This window comes from Thalassovita sp. ABM4_323 (genome assembly GCF_056158665.1).
The window spans coordinates 2,872,589-2,890,976 of sequence record NZ_JBSWTS010000007.1; the positions used below are offsets into that span (position 1 = coordinate 2,872,589).

The window sequence follows — 18,388 nt, forward strand, 5'->3', positions numbered from 1 at the left end:
GGGGGAAAATGCAAAGCTTTGAAGGGGATGATCACGAAAAAGAATGACCCGCCCTGATCGGGGCGGGTCATCATGGGTACGGACAATAACTAGGCGCTTAGATCAAGCCCCGCCGCATGCCCCGCGCCGAACCTGGCCGAAATCTGCGCCACCTCGACACGATAGAGCCCCACAAGACTGTCGGCAGAGCGCATCGCTGCCGTGTACACCCATGCCGGAGAGGTCACGGTTTCCTCGCGGATCAGCGTCGTGCCCTGAAGGACACGCACCTGATAGGCCTCGCTTTCCTCGCCCAATGGCACGTCTGCGGCTTCCCAGCTGTCGCCATCTACACGAGTGCGCCGGATCCACGAAAGCGCGACATCCCCGCCAGACTCGGTGGCAGTCAAGTGGGCGGGCGCATAGGGCTTCAGTCCGATCCCGGAAAACGCATGAACCTGATGCTGATACGAAGGATCATCATAGCTGCGCCCTGCCGGCCCGATCCGATAATGATGACTGACATTGCGCGTCGATTGACGAACCGCCAGTTGCTGCGGCGCACCGTTCAGCAGCACGAAATAACTGCCCGCAGGCCAAACGTCAGGCATCAGCGCATCACTGCCGGATTGACCGCGCAACAGCCCGCTCAAATGGTAGCTGGAATCGCCCACCAGCTCGGCATTTTGGAACTGGATGACCTCCCAGTTTTCGGGGCTTCCGTCGCCAACAACTGCCGCGTTCGCACCATTCAGCAAGGCCAGTTCAGACACGCCCTGCAATTCGCCCCGCACAAGATCCAGCTCGATCACATTCGAGCGATCAAACCGCCCGACCGGCCCGGCAAAAAGCGGCGCGCTCAGCTGTCCAAGCGTTGCCGGAGCATCCAGTGATTGCAGTAAGCTATAGCCATTGTCCTCGACTGAATTATAGACCGACAGAGTTCCCGGCCAGGGCTGCGCCGTGGCCGCCAAGTGCGGCGCGTGCGGCTCTTCATCCCCCACCAGCAGAGGCAAATCCATGAACAACGGAAAAACAGCCGAGGGTTCGACAAATGCCGCTACGCGCGCCGGCGTGTCCTCGATATCAACCGGACGATAGGCCTCTTGCTCGACCCGCACAGCTTCGGCCAGCAAGGAAGTGCCGGTCTCGACGCGATCCAGTCGATAGCGCTGCCCCTGTTCCAGTTGGACGATGTCACCGGCCCCCAAAGCGCCCACCGACAAGGGCAAGGACAGGTTGATCGTATCTCGCGCAATGCGGGCCTCGGTCAGCCAACGTTCGACCACCTGTCGCCCCTCTGCTCGGGACATCAACACGGGCATTTCCGAGGACGACACCTTGTGCGTTGCTTCGTCCGGCAGGATCGCCTCTTCGGCAATGGTTTCAAAGTCTCCGTCAGATTCGACAAAGCGCAGCCGCACGCGTCCGACCATTTCGCTTTCGTTGTCACGCGATTTGGCCAATCCGCTGGGCGTGTCGCTGGTCACCGCCAGCGAATCCAGCGCAAGCACCTGATCAACCCGCCCATCGCGCGAGCGGAACTCCAGGACACCGTCCCGCTCGATGGCATCAAAACCATAGCGCAGCATCAAGGGTTGCAAGATGGCGCGCGCGGTTGCCACGTCATCGGCCAAAAACCCGCGCACGATCCCGTGCAAACGGTCCGTACGCAAGGTCTCAACCCCGGCAGTGGTACAGATTTCTCTCACAACGGATTCTAGGCTCCGCGAGGCCCCTCGCCCGTTCAGCCAATGGCCCTTCTTGTAGTTCACCCCATCCGACCACAGGTCTGAGTTTCCAGGAAAATGCGGATACGGGCGCGCATCCCAAGCCCAGACATAGGCATTGGACATATCCAGCATAGGCCCGCCATATTCTACGGAAACGGGATTCACAGTCTCGTCCCCCCAATACCCCAGAACTGCACGCAGATACTGCATCTGCATGTAGTCATCGCGTTGACCGGTCGAATAGTGCGGCAAGGCTGATTCAGATGATTTCGCATCCAAGAACTTGTTGGGCTGGTTGGCCCCCTTGTCGATGGCTGCGCATCCCAGCTCGGTGAACCAGATCGGTTTGGATTGCGGCACCCAATCAGTGGGGGCCTCGGACCTTTGTCCCGCAATCCGATTGTGGTGGCCGTTCTCCCACCAGTTGCGGATATCCTTATAGCGGAAAACCCAAGGCTCTTGATGCGCCTCATCGGTGATCTGCGTGCGGATCTGCGCTGCACGCGCTGTGTCCGAATGGTAGTACCACTCGTAGCCCTCACCACCTTCAATATTCGAGCGCAGATAGGACAAATCGTAGATTGACCCCCAGGCAGCGTCCTGGTGTCCCTCGCCTTCGCGCCAATCTGCGACCGGCATATAGTTGTCGATCCCTACAAAATCGATCTCGTCATCCGCCCACAGCGGATCCAGGTGGAAGTACACGTCCCCCGACCCATCCTGCGGGTGATAACCAAAATATTCCGACCAATCCGCCGCATAGCCCAGCTTGGCCTCGGACCCCAGGATAGCCCGTACCTCGGCAACCAGATCAATCAGAGCCGCCACAGCAGGGAAGCCATTGCCAGCACCGCGCAATTGGGTCAGGCCGCGCATTTCTGACCCGATGCAAAAAGCATAAACGCCACCAGCAGCGGCACACAGAGCCGCATTGTGCAAAATGAACCGACGATACGACCATTCCGCAGGCCCCGCATAGGTGACCTGCCCGTTAGAAATCGTAAAATCACTGGCCTCGGCAGTACCAAAGAAGGCCGCGACCTCGGCGTCCACCTGTGCGGTCCCATCGATGTCACCGTCCTGCCCCGGCGCAACCGAGCTGGTGATCCGCCCACGCCACGGCAAGATCGCCTGCTCGTCCCCGCCATACGGATCAGTCAGCCCATTTCCGTCCAATTGATCCATCAGAATGAACGGATAGAACAGCACCCGTTTCCCGCGCCCCGCCATTTCAGACAGGGACTGAATCACAGACTGATCGGTTGGCGTGCCGCCATACACGGCGCGCGCCTCCAACTCGGGAATGACCTCGGCCGAACCGCGCGTCAGCCCTGCCACCTGCCAGGGCATATTGCTGGCATCGTATTGGGCCTGCTCGACCATCGGGCGGATCTGACAATCGCCGCAGCGCAGGTCATTGCCAAACCAGCTGACGATCAACGAGACCGCATCGCAGTTGGGCAGTTCCCGTTCCAGCTGATCCAGCGACGTCAGAAGGTCAGTCTTGCCCGAGGGGCTGTTCACATTCACTGTCTTGCTTTGACCCAGGCTGTACTCGATGACAGCGGGATCGCTTGCCAGCGCGTATTCACCCGTTCCCGGGATCATCGCCACGCCCTGCACCGCCCGCGCAGGTTCAGCATCGACCACCCCATCGAACACACGATCGGCGCTCAGCACCTCGAAGGAAAACTGCGGAACCCGGTTGCCAAACGGAGACAGATCCAGATCCTCGATCACCACATAGGCCGTTCCTCGATAGGCCGGAACAGTGCCCGCACCTTCGATCGCCTCCATTTTTGCATCAGGCAGCTGCGTATGATCGCCCGGATAGACCCGCATGGTCAGATCAGCCGGGGCAATCTCGGTGCCATCAGCCCAGATGCGCCCCACACCGTCAATCACCCCCTCGCACAAGGCAATCGCCAGGCTGACGGTATATCGATAGCTGTTGGTATCAGGCTGCGTGGGGCCACCTTTCCCCCCACCCGAGGTCGTCTCGACATGTTCGCTGAACTGGCTGGCCCAGATGACCTGCCCACCCACACGCATCCGGCCATAGCTGCGCAGGATAGCATCGCCCTCGCCAGAGCCAGTAAGCCGAAACCGGTCAACCCGGCCGCTTTCAACAACGTCCGATCCATTCCCAAGCAAAGATTGGTCAATCACCCGTCCAATCGAGGCACCAACATAGCGGCCGACAGTGGCCATCGACAGCCCCAGCAGAGTGCCCCCCGCCGCAGACCCAGCCGCCGCACCCGCGGCAGAAAGCAAAATCGTCGCCATCACTTGTCTCCTTCAGGGAATGAAAACCGGGCCACGATCCGTCGCCGCCACGGAAGGCTCAGGGGGCTTTCGACAACTCCATGGCCCGAATATGCGTGAACAAAAGAGGCCTGTTCGCCAACTTCAGCAGCGATGCCCAGATGTTTCGCCACGCCGCGATCACGCATGCGAAATAACAAGACGTCCCCCGCCACCTCGTCGTCCAAACGCTTCGGACACAGATGCTGCGTTGCGACGCGCCACAAATCTTCGGCGCCTTCTGGCTCGGACCAGTCCCGGGTATAGTTGGGAACCGCCTCGGGCTCCGGCCCGATCACCTCGCGCCAGACACCGCGCAACAGGCCCAGACAATCAGTTCCTGCGCCCTTTGTGCTGCACTGATGCCGATACGGTGTCCCCAACCAGCCCCGCGCAGCGCGGACAATGTTCTTCTCGTTCATCTGCGGCTTCCTCCGGTCGAGGTCGCGGACGACGGGAACGCCACGCTCCAATCATTGCCAGGAATGTCAGGGAAACCCTGAAAGTTGATCATGTTGTTGAATTTGTTTTGGCAGGTGGTCATGCGCTTATCGCACCCGGCGGTCAGGCGCACGATATTGCCCACGGCGAGCGGGACGCCCAACGCAGACCACAAAGTGATTTCTCGGCTGTTTTCCAGAATCCAATCCTGTTTCACCATGCCGATCTGCCCAAGGCCGTCTCCGCTGATCACCTCAAGGACACCGCGCTGAAACCATTGCAATTCAAAGCCCGGCATCGGATCGAGGGTCACAACCGTATCCGAGGCCGAACGGACAACACCCTCGGTCTGATACCCCTCTTCGCTCAGATCCTTGCCACAAGAGGCATCGCCCAGAACCGCTGCACACGGGGCCTGATAAACGCGACCGGCGGGCCGGTTCAGCAGATCAGTCAGCCCCAGCAACTCGGCCTCGAACGCGGATCCGTTGCGTCGGATCTCTCCTATTCTGCCATTGAACTGCAACGCGCGCTGATCCAGGTCGGCCCAGTTGACCAGCCAGCATCGCACCGTCGCCCCATCATAAAGACCAGCCTCGACATCGCTGTCCGAGATTGAACCGTCGCTCAGCGCTCCCATGGCTTCGGTGTTGTCCACCGACAAACCCGTCCCCTGTTGCAGCGCCATCGCCGTCAAACCGGTATCAGCACGAAAGGTCATTCCGTCAAAGCTGAGGTCCAGGTCGTGATCCGTAAATCCCAGGCTTACCCCATCTGTTCGCTCCAAGGACCAAACTCGGCACACGGTGGTGACCCCGGTCGCCAGATGCGCCAGCATCTCTGCATTCATTGTCATATCCGCACCTCGATCACTGGCACGTCGGGAACCTCGCCTGCCTGAAAGCTTGCCACGCTCGAGCGGATGCGATCCGTGTCAAACCGAACGGGCACATCAAATTCAAAGCCAGCGGTGATCTCTTCGCCTTCGCCCGGCGCCACCGCCAAGGTCACGATCCCGGTTTGCGCATCGACCTCAAAATGCACGCCCTCGCGTTGTTCATCAGCCTCGACACCGATGCGAACCGTCCCCAGAACGGGCTTGCTGATGGGGCGCGCATAGGTGAATTCACCTGAACGGTAGTTCTTAACCAGTTGAAATTCTGTCGTTTCCCCATCGCCAAAAGCGACAACCTGGTCGTCATAGGCAACGTCCTTTGAAGGCAGACAGGATTTGTAGTCCGACCAATCCTTCCAGCGGAATCCGTACATCTGACCCTGGCGCGCCTCGAAAAAAGCGATCAGCGCCTCGACATCATCCAGCGATCGCATCCCCATGCCTGCATCATAATGGCGCCGTGAATGGGCCCATGGGGTGTTGCGCTCTTCATGGCCATTGACCAACGTCACCACGTCAGTGCGTCGCTCGGGGCCACCAACCGCACCAAAGCTCAAATTGGCCGGGAATCTCACCTCGTGAAACTGCATCTTCTTTCCCCCTGTTCAGCGAATGCGCTGGCCACGCCCAAGCGCGCGCCCCATTTGCGCTGCGATTTGCGATTGCGAGCGGCGAAATCCTTCGACATCCGGGGTCGAGATATTCATCACCACCGTCGTCGCGCCTCCGCCTTCACTGCGCACCCCAAGTTTGCCGTCAGCTCCGCGCGTCAGCGGCATGATGGCCTCGGGGCCGGCTTCGCCCATAAGCCCGGTGCCTCCACGCATCGGAAAATAGGTTGGACTGTTCACTACGCCCCCATTTGCGAACGGCATCACCCGCCCCTGGCTGAACGATCCCCCATCAGCAAATGGCAGAACGCCAGACAACAACCCACCGATTCCCTGCGCCAATACCCCGCCCAGATGATCGGTCACCGGTTTCACCGCCGAGGCATAGACAGCATCCACCATCGAGCGCGCCACGCCCTGCAACGCATCCGACAGCTTCATCCCGTCCAGAACCACGCCATCAAACGCCTTGCGCAGACCTTTGCTTAGCCCCTTCTCCATGGCATCTATATCCACTGTCGTCGCACCCATCGCCGTTTGCACACGGCGCAGCTCGGCCTCGAACCCCGCCGCCATAACCGAGGCCGCGCCCAGCGTGTTCTCCAACGTATCGACCTGATCATTCAGGTCGTCCAATCCGTCAAACTCCGCCATTTTCCGTCTCCTTCTTTGTGTCGGGATATGCCGCCAAGAGCTCGTCCAAACGGGTGCGCGCCAGGGGCGCATTGCTTGGGTTGGCCCCCAACAGCAGTCGCAGCTCGGCAGGGGTCAGCCGCCAGAATTCTGTCGGCGACAGCCCCAAGCCACGCATCCCTGCCTGCATCAGGGTGGGCCAGTCGAACCCCTTCATCCCGCATTCCCAGGCAGGGCAAAAGCGCGCGCCAATAACTCGGCCGCCACGCGCGCCGCCACCATTGGACCACCTTCGATATCAGCCTTGGCCAGATCCGAAGCCGCCCCGTCCCAGCCACCACCCCGCAGGCCAGCGGCAAGCAGCAACAGCACGTCTCGTGCTGCGAAACCGCCGCTTTCGAACCGTTCAACCAGCTGCACCAAAGACCCGGTCTCCAGTGCGGTTTCCAATTCCGCCAACGCGCCAAGCGTCAGCTTCAGCACACGGCGCTGACCATCGATGACCAGCTCTGCCTCTCCTGCCCAGGGGTTCGCCATCTTAGCTGTCCGCGGTAAAGGTCAGCGCCCCGGCCGAGGCCATCGACATCTCATAGGTCGCTTCACCGTTGTGACTGCCGGAATACTCAATTCCGGTGATCTGAAACGCCCCTTCAACAATGCCGAAATCTGGGATAACCACTTGGAAATCCGGCGTTTCTCCGTCGAAAAAGATCTGGCGCGCGCGTTCATCCGTATTCGCATCCTTGAACACGCCCGAGCCCGAGATCGACGCCGATTTTACCCCGGCGCCGCCCAGCAACTCGCGCCATCCGCCCTGGCTTTCCAGGCTGGTGACATCCACGCTTTCAGCGTTGAAGCTCACCCGTGTCGCGCGCAGCCCCGCGATGGTCTCGAACGAGCCATCCCCGGTCAGGTCCACTTTGATCAACAGATCCTTGCCATTTTGAGCAGCCATTTCACTCACTCCATCATTTAAATCATCAGTTGTCTTCGACGCGGGCGCGGAATTTCAGATCAATCCGCCGCCCTTTGCCCTTGCGATCACGCACCGCCTGAGCCTTGAAGAAATTCAGCGCGATCAGCTGTCCGCGCGACAAGGTCAGCGGCGCATCCACCAGCGCGTCACATATCGCCGCCGCCACATCCTTGGCCCCTTCGAAACCGGCCTCGCTCGTGTAAACGGTGATGGTGAATTCGTGCTCGGCGCCCGCATTGGTCTTGTCCGAGCGATCCCGCACCAGTTCCGGGCCAAGGCTCACATAGGTGTCAGGCGCTTGTCCCGAAGGCACCGCGTCAAACACATCCGTTCCGACCAGGCCCGATACCGCCGCATCTGTGATCAGCTGCTGGTACACCGCACTCTGAAGCGCTGCAGACATTGCATAACTCATGCCACGGCCTCCTCTTGTGCGATGCAGGTCAGATACCGCCCTTCGGCATCCTTCTCGCCGACCGACAGAATGCGAAACACCCGCGTTCCCTCGCGAAAGCGTTGATCCGGTCGGGGCCGCATCGAGTTTCCAACCGGCGCACCGCGCACTGTGATCTTGTACGAGGCCAGCGACACTGCGCCTCCGCCCTGTCCGGTCTCACGCCCAGAGCGAAAGGCAACCTCGGCCCACAGATGGCCCAAGGTGGACCAGCTTTGCTCATACCCCCCCGCGCCATCCGCGGTGTTCACCGCCTCTTCCAGCGCCAGCGCCCTGTTCAGGCGCGGGGCTTTCATGATGCCCCCCCGGCGAACACACGCATATTGCGATAGCGCTCCAGCAGACTGGTGACACCAAAGGGCATGCAACGCCCAGACAGGGCCGTTTCGTGCCGGTACTCATAGTAATGCGCCGCCAGCATCATCACCGCCTGCGCCAGATCCGACGGCAGATCGGACCAGGCCGGGCCATATCCGGCGGTGAACCCGATGCGCACGCTGCCTCCAGTTGGAAGCGTCGGAAGCAGTGAAGACACCGGGCACAACCGGGGCCGCTGTTGATCGGGCCGCAAAACATACGCGTCTGTCGAAACGATCGTTTCATCACCGCCGCGATCCACAAGAACCACTTCTGTGACGGCGCTGATCGGAGCCACCGGCAATCCTTGGCCCGCTGCGTCCCGCCACCTGCTCAGCGTCCAGCTATACTCGCGCTCGATCAGCACCTTGCCTGTCCGCGCCTCGACCGCAGCCATCGCCGCCCGCAAGAAGCTTTCCAGGACGGTGTCCTGCACGCTGTCTTCGGCAAAGCCGCTGCCCAACCGCAGGTGAGACTTGAAATCCTCGACCGGCAGCGCCGCCTGCGGCACCTGGGTCTCTTCGACTAACATCATGGAAAAACTCCGCATCTTCATGTCCCCGTCCATCGGGTCAGGCGCGCGCCATCCGCGTTGCTCGGACGGAGGGAGCAGCTAGACAACGCCACGTTCCGACAGCGCGCGCCCTGGAACGGGCTGATCAGCCCGCCCCAATCACCAACCTCTTACGAGACGGCGAAACGCAGCAGCTTGATCGCAGCAAAGTCGCTTACATCACCGCCCACGCGCTTGGTGGCATAGAACAGGACGTGGGGCTTGGCGCTGAAGGGATCGCGCAGGATGCGCAGATCAGGGCGCTCGGCCACGGTATAGCCTGCCGAAAAATCGCCAAAGGCAATCGAATCCGACCCCGAGCCAATGTCAGGCATGTCCTCGGCGATCAGCACCGGATAGCCCATCAGGCGTGCGGGCTCGCCAGCGGCCAGACCGTCCGACCACAAGAAGCGACCGTCGCCGTCTTTCAGCTTGCGCACCGCACCAGCGGTTTTCGAATTCATCACAAATGCCGCGTTCGCGCGATACTGGGCGCCTAGTGCATACACCAGATCAATGATCGCATCAGCCGAGCCGAAGTCCCCATCAGTGCCGGTGGGCACATAGCCGATATTGCCCCAGGTCCAGACGTCATTGTCGACGGCAGTGTGGGTCAGAATCCCGGTCGGTTTGTCGACACCATCCCCATTGATAAATGCCGCAGCCTCGGCACGGGCGAATTTGTCCGCGATACGGCCGGCCAGCCAGGTTTCCACGTCAAACGCGCTGTCATCCAGCAGACGCTGCGACGCCTTGGGCAGAGCCGACAGCTCGTGCAGCGGAATCGTGATCCGGTCAATCGACGGGGTGCCGGTCTCGGCGGTGGCGGTGGTTTCGTCAGCCCAGCCGTTGCCCAGATCCGTGTGATCGACCAGCACGTCATACGAGGTCGCCTCCACGTTCACCACATTGGCGATCTGGCGCAGCGAAGCACTGGATTTCAGCACGCTCAGAATGCTGGCCGAGGTCTGGGGATCGACCAGGTACCCACCGTCCGAGTTGACGGCCGTGGACATGGCCTTGCCTTCCAGATCCAAGCCGCGCAGCGCATCTTCGTCGCCGTGACGGACATAGGCATCAAAGGCCTTCTGATGGGGGGCCTCGATCTCGGCCGAGGTCGCCAGAACCGGACGCGCCGGGGTCATAGATTTACGATCAAGCATGGTCAGTCGCTCTTCCTGCTGTTGAAGTTTCGCATCAATATTGGCTCGAAAGCCTTTGAATTCAGTCATGAAATCTACGATTGCAGATTTCACCTCGGTGGCCGGAGACACAGCATCTCCGTTCCGAGACTCTTGCTCGGTCATGGTCATCCCACTTTTCCTTCTGCTCGGCCGCTTAGCTGCGCGCCATCTCCTGGCGCGCGCCATTCAAGGCCGCCACCACTTCCTGCATCAGGTCCTCGCCCCAGTCGTCCGACTTGGCAGCAACCCGTGCGCTTGGCAGCATCGGAAAGGTCACCAGCGACACCTCCCAAAGCTCCAATTCCGTCAAAATCCGTTTGCCCTGAGGCGTCTTCGTGGCGCGTTTGGTCCGATACCCGATCGACAGGCCTTCGATAGCCCCCGCCTCGATCAGCGCGGCGGCTTCGCGGCCCCTGTCAACGCTTTCCAACAGGCGGCCTTTGACATACAGCCCCTTGTCGTCCTCGCGCAGCTCATCCCAAACACCGATGGGTTGGGCCGGATCATGTTGCCACAACATTTTGACGCTGCGTCCTGCCCGCATCAGTTTCTTCAAAGAGCCGCCATAGGCGCCTTTCTGAACGATATCACCGCCCTGATCGGTCTGACCGAAAAGGCTGGCATAGCCCTCGATCGCCATTCCGTCGACGGTGACGTCATCGCCACCCAATCGGCAGAACTTGTGTTCCAGTCCTGTGTCCATTCCTACCTCGCTCTCACGGTTGCGCCGTCAGGATCGACTGGAGGGCCTGCGCCAGAATGGTGCCCACCACGCCATAGACGGTCAGCCACAGGCGTTTCTCCAGTTTTTCCATCATCTCTTCCAGTTTCTCCAGGCGGCGCTCGAACGCCTCCTGATGCAGTTTGCTGACCCGCTCATGTGCTTCCAGCCGCAAGGCCGGCGCGCAATCGAACGGCTCAAAGCCGGAGCGTTCATCCCGCATCCGAGCCGTCCTCCAATGCGGGCAGGCCCAGCATCCGGCGTTTTTCGGCATCCGTCAGAAAATCGGCATCCGCAACACGGCGCCATTGTGCCTCGCGCTCCGAGGACAAAGCCGCGATCTGATCCAGGTCGGGCCGCAGGTCCAGCCGCTCATTCACATAGCCCGACAGCCAGTCTGCCACACGCGCCGTTACCTTTTGCACCAACGGCAGCACCGTCAGGCGATAGAACGCCCGGTTGGCCTCTTGATAATTCGAATAGGTCGCGTCCCCTGGCAGGCCCAGCATCATCGGCGGCACCCCAAAGGCCAGGGCGATCTCGCGCGCAGCGCTTTCCTTGGTCTTCTGGAATTCCATATCCGAGGGGCTAAAGCCCATAGGTTTCCAGTCCAGGCCACCCTCTAGCAGCATCGGCCGACCCGCATTGCGCGCACCCTGGTGATAGCTCTCCATCTCGTTCACAAGGCGATCATACTGGTCCGGCGCCAGGCTGCCCTGCCCATCCGAACCCTTGTATACAATCGCCCCCGAGGGCCGCGCGGCGTTGTCCAGCAGCGCCTTGGACCAGCGCGAGGCTGAATTGTGAACATCCAACGCCTGCGCTGCGGCCTGCATGGGCGAGAACCCATAATGATCATCCTGCGGGTGGAAGTTGCGGATATGGCAGATCTGAGACAGCGCCCCCGTCACGTCAAACCGATGTTTGCGCCCGTTCACGCTGTAATCATACGCGACAGGCCAACCATCCGCGCCGGGCACCAGGGACATCCGGTCCGAACGCAGCACATGCAATTCAACCGGAGCGCCCGCTTCACCGCCCACGGCCTCGATATAGCCATTTCCGGTCAGCAGCATCTGCGCATACAGCGCCTCGAACAGTTCAGCGCGCCCCTGGGCCGGGTTAGGGCGCTGCACCAGGTCCATCACCGGATGCACATCATAGCGTTGCACGCGATCCTGCAGGATCAGTGGCAGCGACGCAGCGGCCTCGCTAATCAGCTTCACACAGCGAAAGCCCACCGGGTTGCCCGCAAACCCTGTCCGCGTCAGAGACACGGTATCGCGCGGGCTCCAGGCAACACGGCCAGCGCCCTGAAACGCCACAACCGGCCCTGTCGCGCTGGCCTTGGTTTCGGGCACCTGCTGGGCGTCGCCGCGTTTGAAGAAGTCCATAATCATTCGGTCCTTGCTCCTTGTTCCTCTGGGATGCCTGACTGCCGCACCCGTCGGCTGTTGAAGGCAAACCTGCAGTTAAAAGTTTAAGAAAAGTGAACTAGAGCGAACGCAGTTGCGGATGGGCATCCGCGCGTTGGCTCAGGATCAGTTCGTGCAGAGCCCAGACCAGCGCATCCACCCGGTCCGGGCTGCCCTTGCCTTCAAACCCCTGTAGGGTCATCGCACACATCTGATCCTCCAGCTCGGGCAAGCCGCGCGCGTGATGCACGCGCCCTTGTTCATACAAGGCCGCCGCAGGTTCGGCCCGCGCCACCTTGCCCTTACTGGCATGCACCTTTTGAAACGCCACATTGGGCGCCACCTGACGGATCACTGCCTCGACCAGATCGCCCCCCTGGTTGACCTCGGCCACCAGCCGATCCGCCCCCCAGTCGGTCATCGCGTCCACAGCAGCCTTGGCCCAGGCCGTCGGCCCCACCCCCTGTACCGAGGCATCCGCCAACACATAGGCCTCCCAGGTCTGCGGCTCACCTCGCATCCGTACACCGGCCACGATGATCCCGCATTCATCCGATCCTGCATTCCCCGTCACAGGCGGATCGACGGCTACCACGATCCGATCCAGATCAGGCACCACCTCGACACGCTGCGCCTCCAGCATCGCTGCTGTCCATAGTGCGCCCTCGGCCTCATCGACCAACACACCCTCCAGCTCTTGGCGCCCCAGCCGCGTTCCGGCATAGCGGTCCTGTACCTCGGCCAGGAAGCTGTCGGCCAGATTGGCGCGATTGGCTTCGGTCGGCGCGTGCGTCACCACGGTCGAGCTTTGCTTCAACACCTGCTTCAGCACCGGCACATTGCGCGGCGTTGTTGTCACGCAAACGCGCGGCGCCTCTCCCAGACGCAAGCCGAATTGCAGCATGTCCCAGGTATCCTGCGCCTTTGGCCATTTTGCCAACTCATCGACCCAGGCCGCATCAAATTGCGGCCCCCGCAGCGCCTCGGGATCATAGGCCGAGAAAATCTGCGCCGTCGCCCCGTTCGGCCAGGTCAGCATCCGCCGCCCTGCATTCCACACGGGCCGCCGATCCGGCGGGCTACAGGCAAGAATCCCGCTCTCGCCAAACACCATCACCTCGCGCGCCTGATCCATCGTTTCCCCAACAATGGCCACACGCCGGGCGCGCCCCGGATCCATCGGCATGGCCCCTTCGACCATCTCGCGCACCCACTCGGCCCCGGCCCGGGTCTTGCCCGCCCCGCGCCCGCCCAGGATAACCCAGTTGCGCCACGCCCCTTCGGGCGCACGCTGATGCTCCATCGCCCAGAACTCAAACAAATAAGGGAGAGCCATCAGCTCTCCCTCACTCAGATTATCCAGGAAATCGTTTTGAACCTCGACAGGTGCGGAGGCGATCCAGCCGGCACCGGATACTCTGTCGGGCTTCGTCAAAGTCGATTGCGTATCCTTGGGTGATCCCGGCCTGTTTCTGCTGTCGCTTGGCAAATTCCATCTCCAGATCAATGGCGATCCGCAACCATTGGCGGATCTCCTGTATGGTCCTCTGCGCGTCCTTCACGGCCGCTATATCCCCATCCCTTAGTCGTGCCTGTATGGCGGACATCTCTGCCCGCAAGGCGCCCAACTGGTCCCTGATATCGTCCAGGCTCTCCGCCAGTGGAAAGGCGCTCTCGTCTGTCGTGATCAATGTCATCAGTGCTCGCTCAGCCTCATGCGTTGAAAACACTCCGCACGAGAGAAACAGAAAAGCGGCCCCCGAGGATCACCCCCAAGGCCGCTTACCCACTTCTTCTAGCATGCCATAAACACTACGCAGAACCGCACGCTAAGTCAAGCCAGAACATCCCGTAAACGCCCGTTATCATTACCTATTTCTTAACTCCAGACCGACCACAGGAACAAATCCCCGGATTCTTTGCTCCCAAAATACTCCGGGGGACGCGCCCACAGGCGCGGGGGGCAGCGCCCCCTCCCCGCCCTCAAGTTACAAAAAACATTTGCGTCACCCACACCATGGCCCTAAGGGATGCCAACCGCCCTGACACCGCGCATCTTACGCCCATAGGACCCCGCCCGATGCTGCAGACCCCGTATTACCTGATCGACAAAGCGCGCCTGCTGCCCAACCTCGAGAAAATCGCCGCCCTGCGCGAAAGCTCGGGCGCCAAGGCCCTCCTGGCGCTCAAGTGTTTCTCGACCTGGGGCCTTTTCGATTTCATGCGCGACTATATGGACGGCACGACCTCGTCCTCACTCTTTGAGCTGCGCCTGGGCGCCGAAAAATTCGGCAAGGAAACCCATGGCTATTCCGTGGGCTGGGCCGATCATGAAATCGACGAGGCTAGCAAACACGCCGACAAGCTGATCTTCAACTCTCTGGGCCAGCTGGACCGCTTCGCCGACCGCACTGACAAACCCGTCGGCCTGCGTCTGAACCCGCGCTTTTCGACGTCGGGCTTCGATCTGGCCGATCCCGCGCGCCCCTTCTCGCGCCTTGGCGAATGGGATATGGACCGGCTGGAACAGGCCGCGTCCCGGATCAACGGCGTCATGATCCACTATAACTGTGAAAACGGTGACTTCGACCTCTTCTCGGATCAGCTGACCCGCATCGAAACCGAGTTTGGCCCCTTCCTGAAGCGCCTCGATTGGATCAGCCTTGGCGGCGGCATCCATTTCACTGGCGAGGGCTACCCGCTGAACCGCCTCTCAGACCGTCTGAAATCTTTCAGCGATACTCTGGGCGTCCAGGTCTATCTTGAACCCGGCGAGGCGACGATCACCAACTCGACCACGCTGGAAACCACGGTTCTGGACATCATCGACAACGGGAAAAAGGTTGCCATCGTCGACAGCAGCATCGAGGCCCACATGCTGGACCTGCTGATCTATCGCGAAACCGCCAAGCTGCCGCAGACCGGCCTGCACGAATACCAGATCGCCGGGAAAACCTGTCTGGCCGGGGATATTTTCGGCGAGGCCCGTTTCGATCAGCCATTGCAAATCGGCGACCGCGTCACGATCGACGATGCGGCCGGCTATACCATGGTCAAGAAAAACTGGTTCAACGGTGTGGCCATGCCCGCCATTGCCATTCGCGAGCTGGACGGCACCATCACCGTGCAACGCCAGTTCGACTACTCAGATTTTGCCTCGGCCCTGTCCTAAGGGCCCTTCATCCAAGAACCAAAGGGGGTTCCGACCGTTGAAAAAGAACGTTCTCATCATCGGCGCTGGTGGCGTCGCTCAGGTCGTGGCGCATAAATGCGCGCAAAACAACGATGTGCTGGGCGATATTCACATCGCCAGCCGGACGCTGTCCAAATGCGAAGCGATCCTTGAGTTCGTCCGCGAAAAGGACGCAATGAAGGTCGAGGGCGTTCTGACCGCGCATCAGGTCAACGCCATGGACACGCCCGCCGTGGCCGCCCTGATCCGCGAGACGGGTGCTCAGATCGTGATCAATGTCGGCTCGGCCTTTGTGAACATGTATGTGCTGGACGCCTGCATCGAAACCGGCGCCGCCTATATCGACACCGCCATTCATGAAGAGCCCGACAAGATTTGCGAAACCCCGCCGTGGTACGCCAACTACGAATGGAAAAAACGCGATCTGTGCACGGAAAAAGGCATCACTGCCATTCTGGGCGCGGGCTTTGATCCGGGCATGGTGAACGCTTATGCGCGCTTTGCCATCGACATGATGGACGAGGTCAAATCCATCGACATCGTCGACATCAACGCGGGCGATCACGGCAAATACTTCGCCACCAACTTCGACCCCGAAATCAACTTCCGTGAATTCACCGGCACCGTCTACAGCTGGCAGGAAGGCGCCTGGCAGGAAAACAAGATGTTCGAGGTGGGCAAGGTCTGGGATCTGCCCGTTGTTGGCCCCAGCCAAGCCTACATGTCCGGCCATGACGAGGTGCACAGCCTGGCCGTGAACTATCCCCATGCGGATGTGCGGTTCTGGATGGGCTTTGGCGATCACTATATCAACGTGTTTACCGTGTTGAAATCGCTGGGCCTTCTGTCCGAACAGCCCGTCACCACCGCCGAAGGCCAAGAGGTCATCCCGCTGAAGGTCGTCAAAGCCGTCCTGCCCGATCCCGCCTCGCTGGCGCCCGGCTATACCGGTAAAACCTGCATCGGCGATCTGGTCAAAGGCACCAAGGACGGCGAAGATTTCGAGGTATTCGTCTACAATGTCGCCGACCACAAAGAAGCCTATTCCGAGGTTGGCTCTCAGGGCATTTCCTACACCGCCGGTGTGCCGCCCGTTGCGGCGGCCATGCTGGTGGCCAATGGCGACTGGGATGCCAAGACCATGAAAAACGTCGAAGAGCTGGACCCCAAGCCCTTCTTCACCATTCTGGACCGTATCGGCCTGCCGACCCGTGTGCAGATCGGCGGACTGGGTGGCGAAGACAAGGCCTGGAACGCCTAACAGATCATTGATCGGAATCGAAAAGGCCCGGACAGGACTGTCCGGGCCTTTTTCGTCTATATAAACAAGGGGCTAGCCCTGTTTCATATATTTCTGGCGCGCCTCAGCTTCGATTGCGCGGCGCATCTCGATCTGGCCCAGTTCCGACATCAAAACCCGGCGCAGTTCAGCGTTTTCCGTGGCCGCAATCTGTTCGCGCAGCGCGTCAGCCGCCTTTTTCAGCTCCATTTCGCGCGGCAAGACCCCAGCTTCGGCCATGATCCGAAACCCGGCTGCCTCGGCTGCGTCCCCACCGGGAACATTCGCGCTCAGCGGTTTGCCTTCGCCTTTCAGCCCTTCCAGCTGACCTTCGGCTTTGGCCTTTTGAATTTGATGCTCTGCCAGTTTGTCAAATCGCATACTCAATCCTCTTTAACAGTACCCTAGCGCCCGTCGCCATCGTACGATAGGGCGAAAATGAATACCTTGATTGCAATCAGAGAATAGCAAAAACGCCCCCGAAAATTCGGAGGCGTTTGATTTATTGTTGGGCACGTTCACGCTCGATTTGGCGCCACTTGGCGACGTTGCGGTTGTGCTCGTCCAGCGTTTCTGCAAAAGCGTGCCCGCCAGACCCGTCTGCAACAAAGAACACATAGTTCGTGTTCGCCGGATCCAGCGCGGCCTCGATACTGGCGCGGCCCGGATTGGCAATCGGAGTCGGTGGCAGCCCATCGATCACATAGGTGTTCCACGGCGTTTCCCGGCGCAGCTCGCTTTGGCGCAGGCCACGCCCCAACACACCCTGCCCCTTGGTGATGCCATAGATCACGGTCGGGTCCGTTTGCAGGCGCATCCCGCGGTTCAGGCGATTCACGAATACGCTGGCCACGGTGCGGCGTTCATCCGCGATGCCGGTTTCCTTTTCGATGATCGAGGCCAGGATCAGCGCCTCTTCCGGGCTGGCCAGTGGCAGCCCGTCCACGCGGTTCTGCCAGGCCTCTTGCAGGATGATATCCTGGGCGTCGCTCATCCGCTCCAGCACCGATGCGCGCGTATCCCCAACCCGCACTTCATAGCTGTCGGGCGACAGGATTCCTTCGGCCGGCAGATCAGCAACCTCGCCTGCCAGCAATTCGATCCCTTTCAGGGCTTCCACGATCTGCCAGCTGGTCACACCCTCGGCCAGCGCAATGCGATAGCGCGTGTCCGACTGGGCACGAACCTGGGTGTATTTCTCGGGGGCGTCATCCTCGGCCGGGTTGAATTCGGCGCGCTCCACATACCGGTTCGTGTTCGGGTCTAGTTCGCGCACCACAACGGCCGAGCGTGTCACCCCGATCCGATACACCACCTCGACACCACAGGTCGAAGCGCCGCCACGGGTCACGATATCAGCGATTTCCTCCATCGAGGCGCCTTTGGGCACAAGGAAACTGCCAGCTTTCAGCTTGCTGGCTTTGTCGGTGTAATCCGCGCCCAGACGCAGGATGGCCCCGCTGCTGACAGCGCCATCTTGTTCCAGCTGTTCCGAGACCTTCTTGAACGTCGATCCCGGCTCCACCCGCAGGCAGATCGCCTCGCTTAGCGGGCCCGCGCTTTGGTATTCGCGCTTGCCCCAAAGAATGACGCCGCCCACAAGGAACAGCGCCACGATCAGGACCGTCAGCGCGTTAGACGCGATGGCTCGCCACATAAG

The 18,388-nt window shown here is 60.7% G+C and carries 21 protein-coding genes; 2 read left to right on the forward strand and 19 right to left on the reverse strand.

The genetic code is table 11. The annotated features are described in order from the left end of the window. Positions 1-89: 89 nt before the first annotated feature. The 17 genes from ACXADQ_RS16615 to ACXADQ_RS16695 all read right to left on the reverse strand — a co-directional run bounded on the left by ACXADQ_RS16615 (position 90) and on the right by ACXADQ_RS16695 (position 13,953). Complete coding sequence (locus tag ACXADQ_RS16615) at positions 90-3,998, reverse strand: baseplate multidomain protein megatron (RefSeq protein WP_475323440.1); 3,909 nt, start codon at positions 3,996-3,998, stop codon at positions 90-92. After that, positions 3,998-4,438, reverse strand: coding sequence for an NlpC/P60 family protein (locus ACXADQ_RS16620; RefSeq protein ID WP_475323443.1), 441 nt, complete (start codon positions 4,436-4,438; stop codon positions 3,998-4,000). Before ACXADQ_RS16620 ends, ACXADQ_RS16615 begins: the two co-directional genes overlap by 1 nt. Beyond that, positions 4,435-5,313 carry a DUF2163 domain-containing protein gene (locus ACXADQ_RS16625; protein WP_475323447.1) on the reverse strand — a complete coding sequence of 293 codons (879 nt, stop codon included), beginning with the start codon at positions 5,311-5,313 and terminating at the stop codon, positions 4,435-4,437. The genes ACXADQ_RS16620 and ACXADQ_RS16625 overlap by 4 nt, the downstream gene beginning before the upstream one ends. Further along, a complete protein-coding gene (locus ACXADQ_RS16630; protein WP_475323451.1) occupies positions 5,310-5,942 on the reverse strand; it encodes a phage distal tail protein, Rcc01695 family in 633 nt (210 codons plus the stop codon). The genes ACXADQ_RS16625 and ACXADQ_RS16630 overlap by 4 nt, the downstream gene beginning before the upstream one ends. 15 nt (positions 5,943-5,957) lie before the next feature. Further along, the gene (locus ACXADQ_RS16635) at positions 5,958-6,617 is read right to left on the reverse strand and encodes a phage tail tape measure protein (protein ID WP_475323455.1); all 660 of its coding nucleotides are present in this window, start codon (positions 6,615-6,617) and stop codon (positions 5,958-5,960) included. Then, entirely contained in the window at positions 6,604-6,813 is a 210-nt protein-coding gene (locus tag ACXADQ_RS16640; RefSeq protein WP_475323459.1) for a rcc01693 family protein, read from the reverse strand. The genes ACXADQ_RS16635 and ACXADQ_RS16640 overlap by 14 nt, the downstream gene beginning before the upstream one ends. Beyond that, the gene (locus ACXADQ_RS16645; RefSeq protein ID WP_475323463.1) at positions 6,810-7,133 is read right to left on the reverse strand and encodes a gene transfer agent family protein; all 324 of its coding nucleotides are present in this window, start codon (positions 7,131-7,133) and stop codon (positions 6,810-6,812) included. Before ACXADQ_RS16645 ends, ACXADQ_RS16640 begins: the two co-directional genes overlap by 4 nt. A gap of 1 nt (position 7,134) precedes the next feature. Then, positions 7,135-7,551, reverse strand: coding sequence for a phage major tail protein, TP901-1 family (locus tag ACXADQ_RS16650; protein WP_475323467.1), 417 nt, complete (start codon positions 7,549-7,551; stop codon positions 7,135-7,137). A gap of 25 nt (positions 7,552-7,576) precedes the next feature. After that, complete coding sequence (locus ACXADQ_RS16655) at positions 7,577-7,987, reverse strand: DUF3168 domain-containing protein (protein ID WP_475323471.1); 411 nt, start codon at positions 7,985-7,987, stop codon at positions 7,577-7,579. After that, positions 7,984-8,322 (reverse strand): head-tail adaptor protein, encoded by a 339-nt coding sequence (locus ACXADQ_RS16660; RefSeq protein WP_475323475.1) that lies wholly within the window; start codon positions 8,320-8,322, stop codon positions 7,984-7,986. The genes ACXADQ_RS16655 and ACXADQ_RS16660 overlap by 4 nt, the downstream gene beginning before the upstream one ends. Then, the gene (locus tag ACXADQ_RS16665; RefSeq protein WP_475323477.1) at positions 8,319-8,918 is read right to left on the reverse strand and encodes a head-tail connector protein; all 600 of its coding nucleotides are present in this window, start codon (positions 8,916-8,918) and stop codon (positions 8,319-8,321) included. The genes ACXADQ_RS16660 and ACXADQ_RS16665 overlap by 4 nt, the downstream gene beginning before the upstream one ends. 149 nt (positions 8,919-9,067) lie before the next feature. Continuing rightward, positions 9,068-10,249 carry a phage major capsid protein gene (locus ACXADQ_RS16670; RefSeq protein WP_475323480.1) on the reverse strand — a complete coding sequence of 394 codons (1,182 nt, stop codon included), beginning with the start codon at positions 10,247-10,249 and terminating at the stop codon, positions 9,068-9,070. Between the two features lie 25 nt (positions 10,250-10,274). Continuing rightward, complete coding sequence (locus ACXADQ_RS16675; protein ID WP_475323482.1) at positions 10,275-10,823, reverse strand: HK97 family phage prohead protease; 549 nt, start codon at positions 10,821-10,823, stop codon at positions 10,275-10,277. A gap of 13 nt (positions 10,824-10,836) precedes the next feature. After that, complete coding sequence (locus ACXADQ_RS16680) at positions 10,837-11,064, reverse strand: GTA head formation protein, RCAP_rcc01685 family (RefSeq protein WP_475323484.1); 228 nt, start codon at positions 11,062-11,064, stop codon at positions 10,837-10,839. Continuing rightward, positions 11,054-12,241 carry a phage portal protein gene (locus ACXADQ_RS16685; protein WP_475323486.1) on the reverse strand — a complete coding sequence of 396 codons (1,188 nt, stop codon included), beginning with the start codon at positions 12,239-12,241 and terminating at the stop codon, positions 11,054-11,056. Before ACXADQ_RS16685 ends, ACXADQ_RS16680 begins: the two co-directional genes overlap by 11 nt. Positions 12,242-12,335: 94 nt before the next feature. After that, complete coding sequence (locus ACXADQ_RS16690; protein WP_475323488.1) at positions 12,336-13,592, reverse strand: DNA-packaging protein; 1,257 nt, start codon at positions 13,590-13,592, stop codon at positions 12,336-12,338. Positions 13,593-13,611: 19 nt separating this feature from the next. Beyond that, positions 13,612-13,953 (reverse strand): hypothetical protein, encoded by a 342-nt coding sequence (locus tag ACXADQ_RS16695; RefSeq protein WP_475323490.1) that lies wholly within the window; start codon positions 13,951-13,953, stop codon positions 13,612-13,614. Between the two features lie 383 nt (positions 13,954-14,336). Between ACXADQ_RS16695 and ACXADQ_RS16700 the strand changes: the two genes are divergently transcribed. Next, entirely contained in the window at positions 14,337-15,428 is a 1,092-nt protein-coding gene (locus ACXADQ_RS16700; RefSeq protein WP_475323492.1) for a carboxynorspermidine decarboxylase, read from the forward strand. Between the two features lie 37 nt (positions 15,429-15,465). Continuing rightward, on the forward strand, positions 15,466-16,710 hold the full coding sequence (locus tag ACXADQ_RS16705; RefSeq protein ID WP_475323494.1) for a saccharopine dehydrogenase family protein: 1,245 nt from the start codon (positions 15,466-15,468) through the stop codon (positions 16,708-16,710). A 72-nt stretch (positions 16,711-16,782) separates the two neighbouring features. Here the strand turns inward: ACXADQ_RS16705 and ACXADQ_RS16710 are convergent, their stop codons facing one another. Together ACXADQ_RS16710 and mltG are read right to left on the reverse strand one after the other, a co-directional pair. Beyond that, positions 16,783-17,109, reverse strand: a complete 327-nt coding sequence (locus tag ACXADQ_RS16710; protein ID WP_475323496.1) for a DnaJ family domain-containing protein — start codon at positions 17,107-17,109, stop codon at positions 16,783-16,785. A 121-nt stretch (positions 17,110-17,230) separates the two neighbouring features. After that, entirely contained in the window at positions 17,231-18,385 is a 1,155-nt protein-coding gene (mltG, locus tag ACXADQ_RS16715; RefSeq protein ID WP_475323498.1) for an endolytic transglycosylase MltG, read from the reverse strand. Positions 18,386-18,388: the final 3 nt, after the last annotated feature.